Here is a 19,080-nt window from a genome sequence, read left to right as displayed (position 1 = left end):
GCGATGCCGGCCTGGTTCTCCGCCTTCGTCTCGGCCTTCGATCTCGCGAGCCCCTACGCGCTGCTGCTCCTGCCGCTGCCGCTTCTGGCGGCCCGGCTGATGCCGGCCGAGCGGGCTGGTTCAAGCGGCGCCTTGCGCGTCCCGGCCTCCGTGGTGGCCGATGCCGCCCGCGGCGACAGCGTCGCGGCCCGCGGCCGGGCCAGGACCGTCCTGACATGGGCGCTCTGGATCGGACTCGTGGCGGCGCTCGCCGGCCCGCGCCTCGTCCTGCCGGCCCTCGCACTGCCCTCCTCGGGCCGCGAGATCATGCTGGTGATGGATCTCTCCGGCAGCATGGAGCGGCGCGACTTCTCGCTCAACGGCGAGACCGTCTCGCGCCTCGCCGCGGTCAAGAAGGTCGGCACCGATTTCATCCGGCGCCGGGCCGGCGACCGCATCGGCCTCGTCATCTTCGCCAACGAATCCTACGTCGCCGCGAGCCCGAGCTTCGACACCGCCACGGTGGCGCGGGCGCTGGACGATGCCACGATCGGCCTCGTCGGCCGCTCCACCGGCATCGGCGACGGCCTCGGTCTCGCCCTCAAGCGCCTCGTGCCGCAGAATCCGAACGAGCCCGAAGGGCCGCCTGCCACCTCCAAGGTGGTGGTGCTGATGACCGACGGGGCCAACAATGCCGGGCAGACCACCCCGCGCGACGTCGCCGAGCTCGCCCGCGATCTCGGGGTCAAGGTCCACACCCTGGCGCTGGGGCCACGCGATCTCGCGAATGCGGATGGCGAGCAGGACGTGGTCGATACCGAGACCCTTCGCGACGTCGCCGAGATCAGCGGCGGCAAGGCCTTCCGGGTGAAGACGACCGACGACCTCGTCGCGGTCGCCGACGCCATCGACACCCTCGAGGGCGGCCGTGCCAAGGCGCCTCCGGTGCCGCTGCGGCGCCACCTCTGGCCCTGGCCCGCGGCCTTCGCGCTGCTCTGCGCCGCCGGGCTTTTAGCGGCAAGGCGGGTGGCATGAGCGCGTTGGCGGCCTTCGCCCTGTTGCGGCCCTGGTGGCTCGCGGCCCTGCCGGTGGCGGCGTTCCTGGCGCTCCGAGCCGCCTGGCGCTCGGCGCCGCTCGGGGACTGGGCTAAGGCCGTCGACCCGGCCCTGATGGCGCTCCTGGCCCGGCGCGGGTCGGTGCTTGGAGGCCGGCGCCAGGCCAACATCGCCGCCGCGATCACGGCCATCCTCATCGCCCTTGCGCTCACCGGCCCCGCCTTCGAGCGCCCGGATGCGACCACCTTCCGCAACCTCGACGCCACGGTGGCCGTCCTCGACGTCTCGCGGTCGGTCGCGGAGGGCGGGAGCTTCAAGGAGGCCCGCCAGATCGCGCAGGCCGTGGCGGAGGCCGCCGGCACAAGGAGCGTCGCCGTGATCCTCTTTGCCGGCGACGCGTACCTCGCCATACCTCCGACCACCGATCGCGACGCGCTGGGTTCGACCCTCTTCGCGGTGGATGCCGACACGGTGCCGGACCGCGGCAGCCATCCCGAGCGTGGGCTCGCCATGGCGCGGCGAACGCTGGAGGAAGCTGGTGTCATCGCCGGTGACGTCGTCCTCATCACCGATGGCGACGGGATCGGGGAGGCGGCGATCCGAGAAGCGAATGCCATCCGGGCCAAGGGCTGGAACCTGAGCGGGATCTTCGTTCCCTCGACGAAGCCCCTGCCCTCGGGATCGCCGAAACCGGACCGGACCTCCCTCGACCGCCTCGTGGCCGCTGGAGGCGGCGTGACGGCCGACATCGCGCAGCCCGGCGCGGTGCTCGACCGGGTCGGCGCCAGCACGGCCCAACACCTCGCGGCGAGCGGCTACAGCGTGCTCGCCTTCGCGGAGGTCGGGCGCTGGCTGATCCTGCTGGCGCTGCTGCCAGCCCTCGCTCTGTTCCGCAGGAGTGCCTGATGGCGATGATCGGCAGCGCGGCGACGTTGAGGATACCCCCAGGGTGGACGGCCATCGGCTGGAGGCAATGGGCGCGTTTCGCCGGCATCGCCCTGGCGGCGATCGGGCTCGTCGGCCTCCTGATGGTGTCACAGCCGCGGATCGCGGCCGGGCGCCTGCTGATGAGCCTCGGCCTGCCGGGTGCGGCGGCCGCGATCCTGACCGATCCGGCCTGGCGCGGACCTGCCCTCTACGAAGCGGGGCGCTATGGCGAAGCGATCGAGATCTTCGCCAAGGGCGGCAAGCGCTCGGCCTACAACCTCGGCAACGCGCTGGCGCGATCCGGCGACCTGGAAGCGGCGATAGCGGCCTATGACGAGGCCCTGAGCTACAACCCGCGCGATGCCGACGCGCAGGCGAACCGCTCGCTGATCGCCCGCCTGATCGAGGACGAGAAGGATCCGGGCAAGGGCGGCGGCATCGCCAACGCCACCGCGACCACGGGGGCCCGCTACAACAAGACCGCCAACCAGGACCCGGACGACAACACCCGGTCGACGTCGAGCGGCGAGGGCCTCGCCGGCAACAAGGAGGGCGGCACGACCTCGTCGACGCCGGGCAACAGCAAGGTCGCCCGGCGCGGCAGGGCCGAGCAGGCGTCGGTCGATTCCGGCAAGGGCGAAGCGCGCGGCTCGGCGAGCGACGCGGCCGGCCGCGGCCGTACCGGCGCGGGCTCCGCCATGGTGGCGGCGGCTCCCGAGAAGGAGGTGCGCCGGGTGACGAAGAGCTTCGAGGCGCACGAGATCCGGCCCGACAAGCTCTGGCTCCAGACCCTGCCGGACGATCCCGGCCGCTACCTCAAGCTCCGCCTCAAGGCCGAGCAGACCGTCCGCATCGAGGCCGGCACGGCGGTGCCGGCGGGGAGCAACCCATGGTGATCGGCGTGGTTCGACATGCGGCTGCCGCCATCGTGGCGATCCTCCTCGCCCTCCCCGTCCGAGCCGAGATCGGCCCCGGCGACCTCACCTTCACGGTCACGGCCGAGCGCAATGGCAATGCCGCGCCCTTCTCGCGCGAGATGGTGCTGCTGCGCATCCATGGGGTCTATCGCCAGCAGATCCTGCTCGAGGAGGTGATCCAGCCCTCGCTGGCCAATTTCAGCTGGACGCAACTCGGCCGTGACACCTGGACCAAGACGCGACTGCCCGAGGGCCCTACCGCCATCGCGTTCGACCGGGTCGTGGCGATCTTCCCGCATCATGCGGGCGACTTCACCATCGAGCCCTTCATCCATCGCCTCACCGTCAACGACGAGGGGGTGCGCAAGGTGGTCGACGTGCGCTCGCCTGCGATCCCGCTCTCGGTGGCGCAATGGACCAAGGAGGGCGGAGGCCCCGACGTGAAGGAGCCCTGGTGGCTGCCGGCCAAGGACGTGACCATCACGGATTCCTGGAGCCCCGACCCGGAGACGATCAAGCTCGGCGAGTCCGCCCGCCGCATCGTCACCATCGAGGCGCAGGGCATGATCGCCGAGGGCCTCCCTCCCCGCCCGGTGATGCGCACGCGCGGCATCCTCACCTTCGCCGGACCGGTGACGCGCGAGACCAGCATCACCCCGAGCGGGCCGGTGGCGCGGGCGACCTATCAGTGGGACGTGCAGGCCGGCGTACCCGAGATCATCCCGCTCAATGCCATTATCATCCCCTGGTTCGACACCGTCTCACGCACGATGCGCGAGGCCGAGATCCCGGCCCGCCAGATCGGTGGCGGGCTGCTCGATCGCGAGGAGGACGCCAAGACCGTCGCGCCTGTCTCTCCGGTGATGATGGGGGCGGCGGCCCTGCTGTCGTTCGGGCTAGGCCTCGCCCTCGTGGGCTTCGGCGGGCGGCGAAGCCGGGTGCTGCGCCTCGATCGGGCAGCGCGCCGATCGCTGCGGCTTGCGGCCGATACCCGGAACGCCGCAGGATTTCGCGCCGTTCTCGGAACGGCCCTGCAGCGCCTGCCGGAACTCGGTGACCATTGGCAGGCCGACCCGGCGATCGCACCGCGTCTCTCAACTCTCGACGAGGCCGTCTACGGTCGCGGGCAAGCCACCCTCGACCTCAAGGATCTCGCGATGAGGCTCAGCCGACCGGTACGGATGGCGGTGGCAACCCGGACACAAGCGGAGCGCCTGGCCCCCCTGGATGGACGAGGCGCCTGAATTAACACAGCGTTTACCATGAGCACCTAGCCTCTCGCGACCAGCGAACAGGGCGCTTCTGCCGCCTGCCCGAGGACGCATGTGGCTTTAGCGACGACATCAGGAAGGGCCCGTATCGCGCGTGTTGGGCTCACGACGGCCACCGTAGCCCTCGCCCTCTGCGTAACGGCCGCTTCCGCAGCCGACCTGTTCGAGCGCCGGCGCGGGTTCGAGCAGGGGACGACCGGGCCTCCGATCGCGGTCGAGGTCGAGCCTGAACTCGAACCGCTGCCGCGCTTCTTCCCACGCGAGGGGAGCGACGGGCTCGCCGTCCTGCTGCAACGACCCAAACGCCTCGCCAGACCTTGCCGCCCGCGGCGGGTCCCGATCCCGACCGATGCGCCGGACGACCCGAGCTATGTCGGCTCCACCTACGGCCTCGGAAAACCGAGCTATTACGGCTTCGTGCCGGCCCTGGGCACCGACGACCCGTTCGGGCGCTCGATCCTGCCTTATTGCCGCTGAAAGCCGGCTGGCATCGGCGGGCGCTGGCGACTAGGTGAGGCAGGCCAAGCTCAACGGCTTGAGCCAAGCCGGAGCCGATCCCGTGTCGAACATCCCCGCCCTCCTCCGCTTCGATGCGGTCACCCCGTTGCGGGACGCAACGGCTCGCTGGCGGGACGCCGGCGAGCGCATCGTCCTCGTCCCCACCATGGGCGCGCTCCATGACGGGCACCTCGCCCTGATGGCGCAGGCCCGGCGCATCGGCCGGCGGGTGGTGGCGAGCATCTTCGTCAACCCGACCCAGTTCGGCCCCAACGAGGATTTCTCACGCTATCCGCGCGACCTCGAGACCGACCTCGCATTGCTGGCAGCGGCCGGAATCGACGCGGCCTACCTACCTGATGTGGAGACCATGTACCCGCCGGGGTTCTCGACGCGGATCGAGGTCACAGGCCTCACCGAGGGGCTGTGCGGGGCTTTCCGTCCCGGACATTTCTCCGGCGTGGCGACGGTGGTGACGAAGCTCGTCAATCAGGTCCGGCCCGACATCGCCCTGTTCGGCGAGAAGGATTACCAGCAGCTCCAGGTCATCACCCGGACGATGCGCGACCTCGACATCCCGGTGGAGATCCGCGGTGTGCCGACCCTGCGCGAAGCCGACGGCCTCGCCCTTTCGTCGCGCAACCGCTACCTGACGCCGGAGGAGCGCGCGATCGCTCCGCGCCTGCAATCAATGCTGTCGCGGATCGCCCGGGAGCTTGTCGCAGGAGGCCAGGCGACCGGTCTCGTCGCTTCCGGCATCGCCGAACTCAAACAAGCCGGGTTCTCGCCGGTCCAGTACCTCGCGGTCTGCGATGCCGAGACCCTGGCGCCGGTCGAGCGGGTCGCCAGCCCGGCTCGGGTGCTGGTGGCAGCCTATCTCGGGCGGACCCGCCTCATCGACAATGTCGAGGTCGTGCCGGAAGCCTGATCCCCTATCGGCCGAGCCTGTGGCCGAGGAAGAACTCGATCATGGCGCGGGAGGCATCAGGTCCGCGCGCATCGGTGTAGCTGCCGCTCGGATCGCCGCCCGACCAGGCATGGCCAAGGCCTTTCACCACCCAGTTCTCGACCAGCACGCGGCCCGTTTCGTCGGCAAAGCGGGTGCGGGCGTAGGACAGGCCGCCGGTGCTCGTCTCGACCGGCATTTCGGATGCCTCGAGCCTCGCGACGCCGGCCTGGGCGAGGATCTGGTCGCCGTTGCGGGGATTGACCGTGCTGTCGCCGTCGCCATGGAAGACGATGGTCGGCACGCGGAGACCCTCGACCGGAGCACCGAAGCCATTGGGCGAGGTCGAACCCGGCGCGCCCATGTTCATCGCCATCAGGGCGGAGGAGAGATCGCGGGCGCAGCCGGCCGCCAGCCCCGAATGGATGCCCAAGGCGGCGTAGAGATCGGGATAGGCCTGTGCGACGTTGGCCGCGGCCGCTGCCCCGGCGGAGAGGCCGGCGATATAGACCCGGGCCGGATCGACATCGTGCTCGGCGATCACCGCGCGAGTGAGCCCGGCGATGATGCCGGCCTCGCCGTTCTCTCGGCCCTGGTCGCGGGTCTCGAACCAGTTCCAGCATTTATGTCCATTGGCCCGGCTGCTCTGGCCCGGATAGGCGACGAGGAACCCGAGCTCCTCGGCGAGGAGGTTCATGGCGGTCCCGGCTGCAAAATCGTCGGGCGATTGCGTGCAGCCATGGAGCATCACCACGAGGGGACTGCTCGGTGCGGCCTTGCTCGGAACGTAGAGCTTGTAAGACCGGGCACCGGCGCCATTCTCGAATCGGTACTCGGAGAACTCTCCGGTCCCCATCACGCGCGGCGAGGCCGCTGTGCCGTCGAGGCCTTTCAGCAGAGGGCTGAACGTGCGACCGGCACCCTGCCGGCCAAGACCCTGCCGGCCAAGACCCTGCACGACCGTCTGCATCACCTCGCGGATACGGTCGGGCAAGATGGCGGCTGAGCCGGTCGCCGCAGCGGCACTGTGTCCTGCGGAGCTGGACGACCCGAACGCTTCCGGTTTGAACGTCTCGCTCGGCGAGGGTGAACGGGATCCCGACTTTGCGGTCGAGACACGCTCCGCCACGAGATCGATGGTCGGCGGATCGACAGGGGCCGGGCCGTTCCCACGGCCTTGGCCTTGGCCTTGGCCGGTCAAGGCCTTCTGGATCAGAACCGTGGCTTCAGTCAGGCGTCCGTTCCCGGTGAGCCTGGTCGCCTCCAGCATCTCGGCCAGACGTGCCTGAAGTCGGTTGGTGGCATCGGACATGAGGGAGTGCTTTCAAGAGGCGCTGAGCAGCGCCAGAGATGTGAGAACAAATGAATATCGTGGGCCGTCTCAGCGGAGACGGTCGCTCAAGGCGGCCTTGACGGCCGGGCTGGCGTGGAGACTCCCGAGGACCTCGAGGGAGCCGATGGTCTGGCGTGCAAGTTCAGGGCTGACGTCGGCGGCGATGCTGGCAAGACCGAGCACGCGGATATGGATCATCTCGCCGCGGTCGCGGACCTCTTCGAGGTCGGCGCGGTTGAAGTGGCGCAGTCCAAGCTCGACCCGGTTGCGGGCGACCGACTGGCGAGTCACCTCGGCATGGCGCTCCGCTTGATTTCGGATGGCCGTGCGAATGAAGTCGCTGCGGTTGGCATAGAGTCCCTCGGCGACGAAGAGATCGATATGGCCGAGATCGACGAAGCCGAGATTGATCGTGATCTTCTCGCTATCGCCCGCACGCTGGGCGGGCTTCGAATCCACGATGGACCTGTCGTCGATCGCAAGCATGTCATCATCTCCCCACCATCCAAGGGGATGATATGGTGATTTGGTGCTGCGGTGCAATAAGCAGGATTGTGCATCGCAAAATCAGGAGGGATCGGCCTCTGCCAGGTAATCCCTCCAGATCGGCACGCCGCCCAGGGTGGCGCAGAACGCGGCATGTGCCGCGCGTTCCTTCGCTGTGATCCGATTGCGGAAGGGGCGCGGTCCCTGTCGTCCTGCGGCTTCGGCGAGCGCCAGGGCAGACGTTGCGGAAGACACGACGGCCGTCAGCCCAAGCGTCGTCTGCTTGCCGCCGAGGAGCTCGACATAGACCTCCGCGAGGATCTGAGCGTCAAGGAGGGCGCCGTGCTTCGTCCGCCGCGTCGTGTCGATCCCGTAGCGAGCGCAAAGGGCATCGAGGTTGTTGGCCGCTCCAGGGTGCTTGCGGCGGGCGAGCTGGAGGGTGTCGACCACCGCTTCGAGTTCGATAGGCGGCGGTGCCGCGGCTCCGAGCCGCGCGAACTCAGCATTGAGGAAGCCCACGTCGAAGGGGGCGTTGTGAATGACGAGGGGCGCATCGCCACAGAAGGCGAGGAGATCCTCGACGATATCGGCGAAGAGAGGCTTGTCGGCGAGGAACGCATCCGAGAGTCCGTGGACCGCGAAAGCACCCTGCGAGACCGGTCGCGTCGGGTTGCAGTAGCGATGGAAGCTCGCGCCGGTCTGGATGTGATTGACGAGTTCGACGCAACCGATCTCGATCAGGCGGTCGCCGCCCTTGGCGTCGGTGCCGGTGGTCTCGGTGTCGAGGACGATCTCGCGCAGCATCGTTCGGGGCTCCACAGCACCTGCTCCATCAACGACGCAGGCGGTTCAGGATAGCATCGACTTCGCGTTCCGCGTGCTCGAAACCGAGGCCGGTATCGATGACGAAGTCGGCGCGGCTGCGTTTCTCCCGATCCGGTAATTGCTTGGCGAGGATCGCCGCGAAGCTCGCGGTATCCATCCCCGGACGGGCGAGGACGCGGGCCCGCTGCACTTCGGGGGCAGCCGTGACGACGAGGACGGCATCGCAGCGCGCCTCGGCACCGGTCTCGTAGAGCAGCGGAATGTCGAGGACGACGATCGGCTGGTCGGAATGCCGGATCACGAAAGCGCGGCTTTCGGCCTGGACCAGGGGATGGACCGCCTGTTCGAGTGCCGCCAGGCGGTCGGGACGATCGATCACGGCCTGCCGAAGGATCGACCGATCGACCGAGCCATCAGGGAGCACGGCATCCGGTACGATCTCGGCGATGGCCGGGCCAGCCCTTCCTCCAGCCCGATACAGGGCATGAACCGCAGCGTCCGAATCGTGGACGGGCACTCCGCGTTTCGCGAACATCGCGGCGGTGGCGGACTTTCCCATGCCGATCGAACCGGTGAGACCGAGAACGACGGTTTTGGGCGGGTTCAAGCGGGCACCAGATCGGAGAGGATGCGGGTGCGAAGGGCCGGCGTCACCTCAGGCTTGCGGCCGAACCAGCGCTCGAAACCGGGCACTGCCTGATGGAGCAGCATGCCGAGGCCGTCCACCGTAGCGAGCCCGCGGGTACGGGCCGCGGCGATGAGTGGCGTCTCGAGAGGAACGTAGACGATGTCGGCGACGACCGCGTCAGCACCGAGCAGGCGGAGATCGAGGTCGAGGGATGGGTGTCCGGCCATGCCGAGAGACGTCGTATTCACGATTAGACCGGCTTTGGGGAGGACGGTGTCGAGTCCATCCCAGGACAAAGCCGAAACCCGTTCGGAATCGAGAGCAACGAGCGACGTCGCGCGGGTCAGTGTGCGATTGGCGACGTGGACGCTCGCGACACCGCGGTCGAGCAGACCCACGACGATGGCACGTGCCGCGCCTCCGGCTCCGAGCACGACGGCGCTGCCGTCACCGCGTCGAGGCCAGTCGAGACCGAGACTCTGGTCGAGATGGGCAATGAAGCCCGGCGCATCTGTGTTGTCGCCGGTGAGTTGACCGGTTTCGTCGAAAAACAATGTGTTGACGGCACCGATTCGTCTGGCGCGCGGCGTGAGACGGTCAGCAAGTGCGAAGGCCGCCTCCTTATGCGGGATCGTGACGTTCCCGCCCGAGAAACCGTGTTCGCGCAGACCGGTCAGGAATGCTGCAAAGTGTGCGGGGGCGACGTCCACGCGCTCATAGGACCCCTTGATGCCGAGCTCGGCGAGCCAGTGACCATGAATGAGAGGCGAGCGCGAATGGGCGATCGGATGCCCGACGACGAAGGCGCGGATCATGGGCGGCAAGCCGAAGCAAGAGCACAGGGAGGCCCGGCCATATCCTCGATCTGAAGCGTTGTGTGACCGATGCCGTAGCGATGGGAAAGCTCACGCGCGGTCTCGACCAGAAAGGCGTTGCCGGGATGGCCCGCCTCCATGACCAGATGGGCGGTGAGGGCGGTCTCGGTGGTGCTGATCGGCCAGACATGAACGTCGTGAAGATCGGCGACGCCTGGACGACCGCGCAAGAAGTCACGGATTTCGTCGGGCTCGATCTGGGCCGGGACAGCCGAGAGGGCCATGGCCATGCTGTCGCGGAGGAGTCCCCAGCTCGACCAGACGATCAGCCCGGCGATGACCAGGCTCACGAGGGGATCGAGCCAATTGAAGCCGGTGAGCAGGATGACGAGACCCGCGGCGACGACGCCAGCGGAGACGGCCGCATCGGCCAGCATGTGGAGATAGGCGCCGCGGATATTGATGTCGCCTCGGCGGCCAGAGGAGAACAGCCAGGCGGTGATGCCGTTGATCACGATCCCGATCGCAGCCACGGCCATCACGGTCGCGCCGGCGACAGGTGCCGGCGAAAGGAGGCGGAGGATCGCTTCCCAGATGATCATGCCGGTCGCCAGAAGCAGGAAGAGCGCGTTGAACAACGCCGCAAGGATGGAGGATCCGGCAAGCCCATAGGTGTAGCGCGCAGTTGGGTCGCGTTTCACGAGACGCGACGCCGTCCAGGCGACGACGAGGGCGAGCACGTCGGAGAGATTGTGTCCTGCATCGGCCAGAAGGGACATCGACTGACTGGCGATGCCGTATCCGGCTTCGACGATCACGAAACCCGTATTGAGCACGATGCCGACGGCGAAGGCTCGCCCGAACGACGCCGGAGCATGGTCGTGGCGATGGTGGGCGCCATGCCGGTGATCATGTGCGTGTGCTGCCACGGATTCCTTGTCCTGAACCTAGAACGCGAGGCAGCCGCGTGCCCGAAGACGCCCCAGCAAGGGCAACAACGGTAAACCCAAGATGGTGCTGTGGTCGCCCTCGATGCGAGCGAACAGATGGATGCCCAATCCTTCGAGTTGATAACCCCCGACGCTTGCGGTGACGCGATGCGCACCAGCCGCTTCCACATAGCGCCGGATCGCCCCCCGATCGAGTTCGCGCATGGTGAGACGGGCCTCTTCGACGAACCCCTCGACGATCACGCCACCATCGGCGACGGCAACGGCGGAGTGGAGACGATGCGTCCGGCCCGAAAGTCGCCCGATCTGTCGTTCGGCATCGGTGAGCCCTTGCGGCTTATGAAAAATCTCGCCCTCACACGACAGGATCTGATCGGCGCCGATCACGATGCGGTCGGGACGACGTTTCGCCACTGCAAGGGCCTTGGCTTTGGCCAAGGCAAGAGCGAGCTCTGTAGGGGGAAGTCCGTTCGTTTGACTTTCCAGCGCTCGTTCGTCGACACCGGAGCCCTCGCACTCGACCGCAAATCCTGCATCGTTCAACAGCTGCCGCCGTGTCGTGCTGGTTGAGGCGAGTACGAGCGGCGCCAGAGGATTCCACGGTGAAATCGGCGCTGAACCGCGGGTTGTCATGTGGCGATGAATTTCAAGCGGTGTTCGCGATGGAGGTCGAGGATCGCGGCGGCGGTCTCCTCGATGGACCGCCGCGTCACGTCGATGGTGGGCCAACGGTGGCGAGCGCATAGACGCCGACAGGCTGCCACTTCTTCGGCCACTGCACTGCGATCGACGTAAAGGGAGGAATCGTCGGCTTTCAGGCTGAGGAGCCGATTCTGGCGGATCTGCACGATGCGTTCCGGACTCGCCAACAAACCGACCATCAGGGGTTTTCGAGTGCGTTCGAGAACATCGGGAACGGGCATATTGGGCACAAGTGGATAATTCGCGGTTTTAAGACCGCGATTGGCGAGATAAATCGCCGTCGGAGTCTTCGATGTCCGACTCACTCCGATGAGAATGACGTCGGCTTCCTCAAGGTCGTCGGGCAAATTGCCGTCGTCATGAGCCAGGGTGAAGTTCATGGCGTCGATACGCTTGAAGTACTCCGCGTTCAGCATGTGCTGAGCACCCGGGCGCGCCGTCGTCTCTGCGCCGAGATATGATTGAAGCAGAGCATGGACGGGCTGCAGTACCGACAGGCACGGCGAACCGGTTTCGCGACAGGCATCCTCAAGCCGTTGCGTCAGATCCTGGCCGACCAGGGTGTAGAGAACGAGGCCAGGCGCCGCTTCGATCTCCGATATGACCCGCTCGAGCTGAGGACCTGACCGGACGAGGGGATAGACGTGCTCGATTGCCGACACGCCCTCGTATTGCGCGGCCGCGGCCCGACCGACATTGATCAGCGTCTCGCCGGTGGAATCGGACACGAGATGGAGGTGGAAGTAACTTCGGCTCATCGAGGATGAGGCTCCTTCGGCGTCCGATCGCTGATGTCGAAACCAGCCTTATTCACCGGATGCCGCACGGGGAGTCGATGAATGTGGATAAATGCCCCCGACGGCAGCGTCCAGCATCGAACATCGTAAAACTATCGACTCCCTCCTCAACAAGGCAGGCGAGGATGGACGTCCGAAGCGGCCTCCTGGGAGAATCCAGGACGATGGCGTGAGCCCTGCAGCCGATAGCCGGATAAGCGGCTGATCCGGTTCGCCAATCCAACGGATACATCCCAATCCGTTAAAGCCCGGTTAACACCGTCGGAGCCTCGCTTGCCTGTGGATGGCCGTTCCTTCCCATGATTCAGCCCCAAAGAGAAAAAACAGAATCCTCGAGAGTCTTTCTTTCTTTTCAGAAGAGCGGATTGGGGACGGACCGTCGAGGAGAGGGGACGAGACGACACGCTCGATCTTTCCGATGGCGAAAACCGCCATCCGTGGTGCTACACACGCCGTCAGGGAATGTTGTGAGGAAGGCCGAATGGCTCAGCATCGTCGAGGGGACCGGGCGGTCCTTCGTGTTCTCTCGGGTGAGCCGGTCTTCCCCCCTCCAGCCTGGGTCATGCGGCAAGCTGGACGCTACCTTCCGGAGTACCGCGAGGTCAGAGCCACCGCCGGCTCGTTCCTCGATCTTTGTTACACTCCGGATTTTGCCGTCGAGGTCACGCTCCAGCCGATCCGACGATTCGGTTTCGATGCCGCGATCCTGTTCTCGGACATCCTCGTTGTTCCCGATGCGCTCGGGCAGAACGTCCGATTCGTCGAAGGAGAGGGGCCGCGCCTCGATCCGATTGCCGGAAGGGCCGAGTTCTCTGCGCTTCGGCAGGTGGATGATCCCGCCATTTTCGAGCATCTCAAGCCGGTTTTCGAGACGGTTTCCCGCCTGAGGGCGGAGCTTCCGTCCGAGACGACTCTTCTGGGGTTCTGTGGAGCTCCCTGGACTGTCGCCAGCTACATGATCGGCGGCCGAGGGACGCAGGACCTCGCTCCGGCACGTGCTCTCGCCAAGAACGATACGAGCCTCGTCGATGAACTCATCGACCGGCTGGTGACTGTTCAGACCGAGTACCTCATCCGGCAGCTGCGGGCTGGTGCCGACGCCGTGCAGATCTTCGAATCCCACGCAGGAACGTTGCCCGACACGGATCCAGACGCCTTATCGCGCTGGTCGTTTCAGCCCATTGCCCGGATGATCGCGGGCGTTCGCGCTCACGTCCCGGATGCGAAGATCATCGTCTTCGCCCGTGGCTCCGGTCTTGACGGTCATGCGCGCGTCGTCGACGAAACCGGGGCCAGTGCCGTTGGTGTCGATTGGGCCGTCGACCTGGCCGAGCTCCGCAGACGTATCCCAGACACTGTCGTCACGCAGGGGAACGTTCATCCCGATACCCTGATCGAAGGCGGAGCAGCCCTCGACGCGGCCGTCGATGCCGTCCGTGATGCCGTCGAGGGGAAACCCCACATCTTCAATCTCGGCCATGGCATCACGCCGCAGACACCCGTCGCCCATGTCGAGCAGATGCTGGCGCGCCTTCGCCGATGAACGATCTCTATCTCTGGATCAAGGCCGGCCACGTCGTGTCGGTCATCGCCTGGATGGCGGCGTTGCTCTACCTGCCGCGGCTCTTCGTCTACCACGCTTCGCTCCCTGCCGACGCATCCACACGTTCCCAATCGGAGACCTTCAAGGTCATGGAACGGCGTTTGCTGCGGGCGATCATGACCCCTGCGATGATCGCCACCTGGATCCTCGGGCTCATTCTCGTCTGGCAGAGCGGGTTCTACGCCGCGGGGTGGATGCAGGCGAAGTTCGCCCTCGTGGTCGCCATGAGCGGTGTTCACGGCTGGCTCGCCAGGATGGTCAAGGACTTCGCGGCCGATCGCAACACCCGCGGCCATCGCTTCTATCGGGTCTTGAACGAGGTCCCGACGCTGGGGATGATCGTCGTCGTCATCCTGGTGATCGTGAAGCCGTCTTTTATCTGATCCTGTGATCAGGGGACGGGAAATCGACCACCCGATCCGCTGTACGTCATTCGGGGGCATCAGGTCGATGGGATCATACCGGCGCATCGCTTGGCTTTGTGGTGTGGTCTGGAGCGTCGGGCTTTGCCCGTTGGGCGCGTTGGTCCATGGCGATCGGGCTCTTGCAGCGAGTTTCGATTGCGCCAAGGCAGCTGCGCCGGACGAGGTCGCAATCTGTGCAGACCTTTCTCTCAACGATCGCGATGTCGAGATGACCACCCGTTTCGAGATCCTGCGGGACGTGCTCCCCATGGGCGGGAGCGCAAAGCTGCGAGAAGACCAGGAGGAATGGCTGAAGGAGCGCGGCTCCTGTGCGGGCGATCGGATATGCCTGCTCGGCGCCTACGAGGCTCGCCTGAGGACCTTGAGGGCGGTCTTTGCGGAATTCGCCAAACAGGGCCCGCAATAGGGGCTCGTCACGAGGCCGGCAGACGCCCTATCAGGCGATCGAACAGGGGATTCTCAGCCGTGAACGCGTAGTCGATCTGGCGCACGCTCACGGAGATCGCTCCTGCCGCCACCAGGGCGTCGGTGAGATCGAATACGGCATCGACCGGGCAATGCAGCACGATCTCGCCGTCGCGCCCGAGCGGAGCGCCGTAAGGCAGCGTGGCGTCGTGAAGGGCGCTGATCCCCGCGATATCGATGTCGCCATTTGCGGGGGGACCGGCTCGAACCTCGCGGCTCGTCCGTGCCCGCTCCTCTGCCGCGATCCGGCCGAGGAGGGTCCGCAGGGCATTGCGCTGCGCCCCGCCCCATTCCGCCTTCAATGATGCGACGAGGTTCGCCTCGGAGCGCAGGATCGTGCCGTCGTCGAGGATCTTGAGGGCATTGGCCGAGAGCGTGGCTCCGGTCGTGGTGATGTCGACGACGATCTCGGCCGAGCCTGCGGCGGGCGCGCCTTCGGTGGCGCCGAGGCTCTCGACGATGCGATAGTCCGCGACGCCGTGGTTGGCGAAGAAACGGCGGGTCAGATTGACGTATTTCGTCGCGATCCTCAGCCGCTTGCCCTGGCGGATCCGCATGTCGGATGCGACCTCGTCGAGGTCCGACATCGCGCGCACGTCGATCCAAGCCTGCGGAACGGCCACCACCACCGTCGCCTGGCCGAACCCGAGCGGTGTCAGGAGCTCGACCTGGCCGCTCGCCTCAGGCAGCGTCTCGCGGATCAGATCCTCGCCGGTGACCCCGAGATGGGCGCTGCCGCTGGCGAGCTGGCTCGCGATCTCGGAGGCCGAGAGGTAGCGAACCTCGACATTGGGCACTCCGACGAGCCGCCCGCGATAGTCGCGTGTTCCCGATCCCTGCGCGAGCTTGAGACCGGCTCGGGCGAAGAAGGCGGAGGCATTCTCTTGCAGACGTCCCTTGGAAGGGACCGCGAGGACGAGCTTCTCGTTTCCCTCGCGTTTTGGTGCATCGGCCATCGTGATCTCCCTCAGACGAGCCGCGACAGCCAGAACGCGCAACCCACCGCCGGCACCGGCACGGGGCTGCCGAGGTGCTGCAGCAACCCGTCGTAGCGGCCACCGCCCACGAGGGTTGCGGTCGAACCCTGGCCCGTCACCTCGAAGATGAAGCCGGTGTAATAGTCGAGATTGCGCGCAAAGCCCGCCGAGAAGCGGAAACCCTCGACGTCTAGGCCGCGGGCGGCCATGAAACCGGTGCGCTCCTCGAGGAGCGAGATCGCCTCGTCCAATGGCGGATGGTCTAGGCCTGCTTCGGCTGCCAGGGCCTTGATCTCCATGGCGGCCTTGTCGGGATCGGCCTCGATCGCGCGGTAGCGTTCGATCAGAGCCCGATTCTCGGGATTGAGCCCCGCGCCGCCATTGGCCTGCGCGGCCGCCTTGGCGAGGAAGCGTTCCGCGATCTCGCCTGCACTGCGGCCGCCGACCCGTGAGATTCCGGCGATCGACAGGACGTCCTCGACGAAGGCCCGCACCCCGCGAGGATCCTGGCCCTGGATCGCCGCCAGCAAGCCCGCATGAGGGTCTTCTTTCGTGGCCGCATTGGCGACCTCGTCGAGCGAACGGCCTCCGGCAAGCGCCCGCAAGGTCCGGCGCTTGGCGGCAGGCGGAACGCTGAGGGCGTCGAGGAAGCTGTCGGTCAGTCCCATGTCGCCGAGCCGGACCTCGACGTCCTCGCGCCCGAGCAAGCCGACGCCATCGAGGGCGAGGCCGACCACCTCGGCATCCGCCGCCGGAATATCGGTGCGTCCGATCGATTCGATGCCCGCCTGCAGAAACTCGTCCGATTCTCCCCGTGCGAGGCGGAAGACCGGGCCGAAATAGCTGTAATCGGCACTTGCGGAGCCAAGCCGCGCGAGGTGCTGGCGGCAGACCGGGATCGTGAATTCAGGCCGCAGGCAGAACTCCGTACCGCCCGCGTCCTGCGTGATGAAGATGCGGCGACGGATCTCCTCGCCGGAGAGTTCGAGGAACGGCTCCACGGGTTGCAGCACCGGGGGCGTGATGCCGCCGTAGCCGGCCTCCACGAAATGGCGGACGAGTCTCTCCTGTGCCTCGGTCTGCGCCTCTTCGCCGGCGCCCTGCGCCTCGCCTGTCGTCATGGATCCGCTCGCCGCCTCGGGTGGAGCTTGTGTCTAATCTTCAAGCCCTTACCAATCTGGCTGCCCTTTGGCGACCGTCGTGGTGATGCGCTTGGGGGAGACGGGGGTCAGGCCCAGCCCTGGAGCTCCCGGTTCACCACGTTGGCGATGACCTTCATGCCGAGATCGCTGTCGTTGAGGCAGGGAATGTAGGCGAAATGTTCGCCGCCATTGTCCTCGAAATAATGGCGGTTCTCGCCGTCGAGTTCTTCCAGCGTCTCGAGACAGTCGGCGGTAAAGCCCGGGGCCACGATCGCCATGCGTTTGACACCGCTCTTGGCGAGGTTCTGCACGGTCTCATCGGTATAGGGCCGGAGCCATTCCTCGTTGCCGAAGCGTGACTGGAATGTGGTGCGCATCTTTTCCGCCGAGAAGCCAAGGGCCTCGCGGATGAGGCGACCGGTCTTCACGCATTGGCAATGATAGGGGTCGCCTTTGAGGAGGTAGCTCTTTGGCACGCCGTGGAACGAAGTCAGGATCACCTCCGGCTCGAAATCGAGCTTGGCCAGACCTTCGCGGATCGATTGCGCCATGGCGTCGATGTAGACCGGATCGTCATGGTAGGGTGCCGAGACCCGCACCGTCGGCTGCCATCGCATCTGCATCAGGGCCTTGAAGGCCTGGTCGCAGGCCGTGGCCGAGGTGGCGGCGGCATATTGCGGATAGAGCGGGACCAGGAGGATGCGGTCGCAGCCCTGGTCGAGGAGCGCCTGGAGCCGCAGGGAGACCTCGGGCTTGCCGTAGCGCATCGCCCAGTCGACGACGACGCGGTTCCCCATCATCTCCTGAAGGCGCTCGCACTGGCCGCGGGTGATGGTCTTGAGGGGGCCCTCGTTGCGCTCGTTGTTCCACACGCTGGCGTAGTCGCGCCCTTTCGGACCGGGGCGTTTGGTCAGGATCACGAGGTTGAGGAGCGGCCACCAGATCAGGCGCGGCACTTCGATGACGCGGCGGTCCGACAGGAACTCCTTGAGGTAACGCCGCATCGGCCAGTAGCTGGTTCCTTCCGGCGTGCCGAGGTTCATCAGGAGCACGCCGACGCGGCCCCAGCGCACCCGAGGGTGCTCGGGTGGCAAGGGCCCCGTATTTGGGCTCGGCGGCAGTTTCGCCTGCAGCGAGGCCGGTTCGACGCGTTCGTTCATCGCTCATGTCCGCTGGGCCGCCTCTCGAGGGCGGCGGCACGACTGGCCGTGGCCAGTACTGGTTGGGCGGCACGGTTGTGCGCCCTGGCATATCTATCTAGACCACTGGCCCTGCCAGCGACGAATCGCTCGATCAAGGCGCGACATGCCGTCTCCCCGCTACTTCCTCAATCACTTCATGCCGTTCACCGGCTACCCGTATAAGGGCGAGCCCACGGCCTGCAATCTCTGCGGATCGCCGGACAGCGTCGTGGTCGCCAAGAGCGACCGCCGCCTGAAGACCCTGCGCTCGGTCGCCTGTCGCCAGTGCGGCCTGATTCGCACCGACCCGATGCCGACGCCCGACGAATTGGCGCATTACTATGCCCACGCCTACCGCGCCGACTACCAGCTCGCCTTCGCCGGAGGTCCGCCGCGCCACCATCTCAAGCGCAGCGCCCGGGAGGCTCAGTTCCGCACCGAGCTTCTCGCTCCGAAACTGAAGCCTGGCGCCCGCGTCCTCGATTTCGGTTCGGGTTCGGGCGAGTTCCTGGCCGCTGCCAGAGCACGCGGCTGCGAGGCGATCGGTGTCGAGCCGGGGCGCGACTACGCCGCCTATGCCCGCGCCGAGCACGGCGTCGAAGTGCTGGACGATGCCGAGGACGAGCGTTTCCCGCCCGAATATTTCGACGTCATCACGACTCACCACGTCTTCGAGCACCTGCGCGACCCGGCCGACGTCGCCGAACGGCTCGGCCGCTGGCTCAAGCCCGACGGGCTCCTCTACATCGCCGTGCCGAACATGGCCGCCACGGGCAAGCCGCCGCACGAGCGTTTCCACTTCGCCCACGTCCATGGCTTCATCCGTGAGACCCTCGATCTCACCGCTCGACGCGCCGGCCTCGTGCCGCATCCCGAGTTCTGGCGCGAGGACACGACGGTGGTCTACGCCAAGACCGATGCACCTATGCCCACCCTCGCCAATCCGGGCCTCGCAGAGCGCCTGGCCGTCGATCTCGCCCCGATGGACCCGGCTGCTTTCCTGGCTTCCGGAGCCTGGGTGATGCCGATGATCCGTCGGAACGCCAAGGCGGTCCGCGACACTTTTGCCTCGAAGTGAGGCAAGGCGTCGCCGCCTGGTTCCTGTTGTCGTCCCTTCACAATCCGGACTCTATGGAGGGAGCCGATCGAGTTTGGAAT

21 protein-coding genes are annotated in these 19,080 nt (G+C 66.7%); 10 read left to right on the top strand and 11 right to left on the bottom strand.

Going from position 1 to position 19,080, the window contains the following annotated elements:
- The first annotated feature begins 3 nt into the window (after positions 1-3).
- The 6 genes from K2Y56_RS20595 (at position 4) to panC (ending at position 5,575) form a co-directional block, all read left to right on the top strand.
- Positions 4-1,014, top strand: coding sequence for a VWA domain-containing protein (locus K2Y56_RS20595; RefSeq protein ID WP_292512023.1), 1,011 nt, complete (start codon positions 4-6; stop codon positions 1,012-1,014).
- On the top strand, positions 1,011-1,940 hold the full coding sequence (locus tag K2Y56_RS20590) for a vWA domain-containing protein (protein ID WP_292512020.1): 930 nt from the start codon (positions 1,011-1,013) through the stop codon (positions 1,938-1,940). The genes K2Y56_RS20595 and K2Y56_RS20590 overlap by 4 nt, the downstream gene beginning before the upstream one ends.
- A complete protein-coding gene (locus tag K2Y56_RS20585) occupies positions 1,940-2,857 on the top strand; it encodes a tetratricopeptide repeat protein (RefSeq protein ID WP_292512017.1) in 918 nt (305 codons plus the stop codon). The genes K2Y56_RS20590 and K2Y56_RS20585 overlap by 1 nt, the downstream gene beginning before the upstream one ends.
- Positions 2,851-4,122: a hypothetical protein gene (locus K2Y56_RS20580; RefSeq protein WP_292512014.1), complete on the top strand. Its 1,272-nt coding sequence runs from the start codon at positions 2,851-2,853 to the stop codon at positions 4,120-4,122. The genes K2Y56_RS20585 and K2Y56_RS20580 overlap by 7 nt, the downstream gene beginning before the upstream one ends.
- An 81-nt stretch (positions 4,123-4,203) precedes the next feature.
- The gene (locus K2Y56_RS20575; protein WP_292512011.1) at positions 4,204-4,626 is read left to right on the top strand and encodes a hypothetical protein; all 423 of its coding nucleotides are present in this window, start codon (positions 4,204-4,206) and stop codon (positions 4,624-4,626) included.
- Positions 4,627-4,717: 91 nt separating this feature from the next.
- Complete coding sequence (gene panC, locus K2Y56_RS20570; protein ID WP_292512112.1) at positions 4,718-5,575, top strand: pantoate--beta-alanine ligase; 858 nt, start codon at positions 4,718-4,720, stop codon at positions 5,573-5,575.
- A gap of 4 nt (positions 5,576-5,579) precedes the next feature.
- Here panC and K2Y56_RS20565 read toward each other — a convergent pair whose 3' ends face one another.
- From K2Y56_RS20565 to K2Y56_RS20530, 8 genes are all read right to left on the bottom strand, one after another.
- Positions 5,580-6,905, bottom strand: coding sequence for a PHB depolymerase family esterase (locus K2Y56_RS20565; protein ID WP_292512008.1), 1,326 nt, complete (start codon positions 6,903-6,905; stop codon positions 5,580-5,582).
- Positions 6,906-6,974: 69 nt separating this feature from the next.
- Positions 6,975-7,412, bottom strand: coding sequence for a CopG family transcriptional regulator (locus K2Y56_RS20560; RefSeq protein ID WP_292512005.1), 438 nt, complete (start codon positions 7,410-7,412; stop codon positions 6,975-6,977).
- An 81-nt stretch (positions 7,413-7,493) separates the two neighbouring features.
- Complete coding sequence (gene dnaQ, locus K2Y56_RS20555) at positions 7,494-8,216, bottom strand: DNA polymerase III subunit epsilon (protein WP_292512003.1); 723 nt, start codon at positions 8,214-8,216, stop codon at positions 7,494-7,496.
- Positions 8,217-8,244: 28 nt separating this feature from the next.
- Positions 8,245-8,844, bottom strand: coding sequence for a dephospho-CoA kinase (coaE, locus tag K2Y56_RS20550; RefSeq protein ID WP_292512001.1), 600 nt, complete (start codon positions 8,842-8,844; stop codon positions 8,245-8,247).
- Positions 8,841-9,680, bottom strand: coding sequence for a shikimate dehydrogenase (locus tag K2Y56_RS20545; RefSeq protein WP_292511999.1), 840 nt, complete (start codon positions 9,678-9,680; stop codon positions 8,841-8,843). Before K2Y56_RS20545 ends, coaE begins: the two co-directional genes overlap by 4 nt.
- Positions 9,677-10,609: a cation diffusion facilitator family transporter gene (locus tag K2Y56_RS20540; protein WP_292511996.1), complete on the bottom strand. Its 933-nt coding sequence runs from the start codon at positions 10,607-10,609 to the stop codon at positions 9,677-9,679. Before K2Y56_RS20540 ends, K2Y56_RS20545 begins: the two co-directional genes overlap by 4 nt.
- An 18-nt stretch (positions 10,610-10,627) precedes the next feature.
- A complete protein-coding gene (locus tag K2Y56_RS20535; protein ID WP_292511994.1) occupies positions 10,628-11,263 on the bottom strand; it encodes a Maf family nucleotide pyrophosphatase in 636 nt (211 codons plus the stop codon).
- Positions 11,260-12,090, bottom strand: coding sequence for a pyruvate, water dikinase regulatory protein (locus tag K2Y56_RS20530; RefSeq protein WP_292511992.1), 831 nt, complete (start codon positions 12,088-12,090; stop codon positions 11,260-11,262). Before K2Y56_RS20530 ends, K2Y56_RS20535 begins: the two co-directional genes overlap by 4 nt.
- A 520-nt stretch (positions 12,091-12,610) precedes the next feature.
- On the opposite strand from K2Y56_RS20530, the gene hemE reads away from it, so the two are divergent.
- The 3 genes from hemE to K2Y56_RS20515 all read left to right on the top strand — a co-directional run bounded on the left by hemE (position 12,611) and on the right by K2Y56_RS20515 (position 14,563).
- The gene (hemE, locus tag K2Y56_RS20525; protein ID WP_292511990.1) at positions 12,611-13,672 is read left to right on the top strand and encodes a uroporphyrinogen decarboxylase; all 1,062 of its coding nucleotides are present in this window, start codon (positions 12,611-12,613) and stop codon (positions 13,670-13,672) included.
- Complete coding sequence (gene hemJ, locus K2Y56_RS20520) at positions 13,669-14,115, top strand: protoporphyrinogen oxidase HemJ (RefSeq protein ID WP_292511988.1); 447 nt, start codon at positions 13,669-13,671, stop codon at positions 14,113-14,115. Before hemE ends, hemJ begins: the two co-directional genes overlap by 4 nt.
- 103 nt (positions 14,116-14,218) lie before the next feature.
- On the top strand, positions 14,219-14,563 hold the full coding sequence (locus tag K2Y56_RS20515) for a lysozyme inhibitor LprI family protein (RefSeq protein ID WP_292512109.1): 345 nt from the start codon (positions 14,219-14,221) through the stop codon (positions 14,561-14,563).
- Between the two features lie 7 nt (positions 14,564-14,570).
- Here the strand turns inward: K2Y56_RS20515 and hisG are convergent, their stop codons facing one another.
- The 3 genes from hisG to hemH all read right to left on the bottom strand — a co-directional run bounded on the left by hisG (position 14,571) and on the right by hemH (position 17,901).
- Positions 14,571-15,578, bottom strand: coding sequence for an ATP phosphoribosyltransferase (hisG, locus tag K2Y56_RS20510; RefSeq protein ID WP_292511986.1), 1,008 nt, complete (start codon positions 15,576-15,578; stop codon positions 14,571-14,573).
- 11 nt (positions 15,579-15,589) lie between these two features.
- Positions 15,590-16,720: an ATP phosphoribosyltransferase regulatory subunit gene (locus tag K2Y56_RS20505; RefSeq protein WP_292511983.1), complete on the bottom strand. Its 1,131-nt coding sequence runs from the start codon at positions 16,718-16,720 to the stop codon at positions 15,590-15,592.
- 107 nt (positions 16,721-16,827) lie between these two features.
- Positions 16,828-17,901 carry a ferrochelatase gene (gene hemH / locus K2Y56_RS20500; protein WP_292511980.1) on the bottom strand — a complete coding sequence of 358 codons (1,074 nt, stop codon included), beginning with the start codon at positions 17,899-17,901 and terminating at the stop codon, positions 16,828-16,830.
- A gap of 145 nt (positions 17,902-18,046) precedes the next feature.
- Here hemH and K2Y56_RS20495 point away from each other — a divergent pair, with 145 nt between their 5' ends.
- A complete protein-coding gene (locus K2Y56_RS20495; RefSeq protein ID WP_292511977.1) occupies positions 18,047-19,000 on the top strand; it encodes a class I SAM-dependent methyltransferase in 954 nt (317 codons plus the stop codon).
- Positions 19,001-19,080: the final 80 nt, after the last annotated feature.

The sequence above is a fragment of the Methylobacterium sp. genome (assembly GCF_019745455.1).
Taxonomy (GTDB): Bacteria; Pseudomonadota; Alphaproteobacteria; order Rhizobiales; family Beijerinckiaceae; genus Methylobacterium.
Note: the sequence above shows the minus strand (reverse complement) of the source record. Positions and strands in the feature narration are given on the sequence as shown.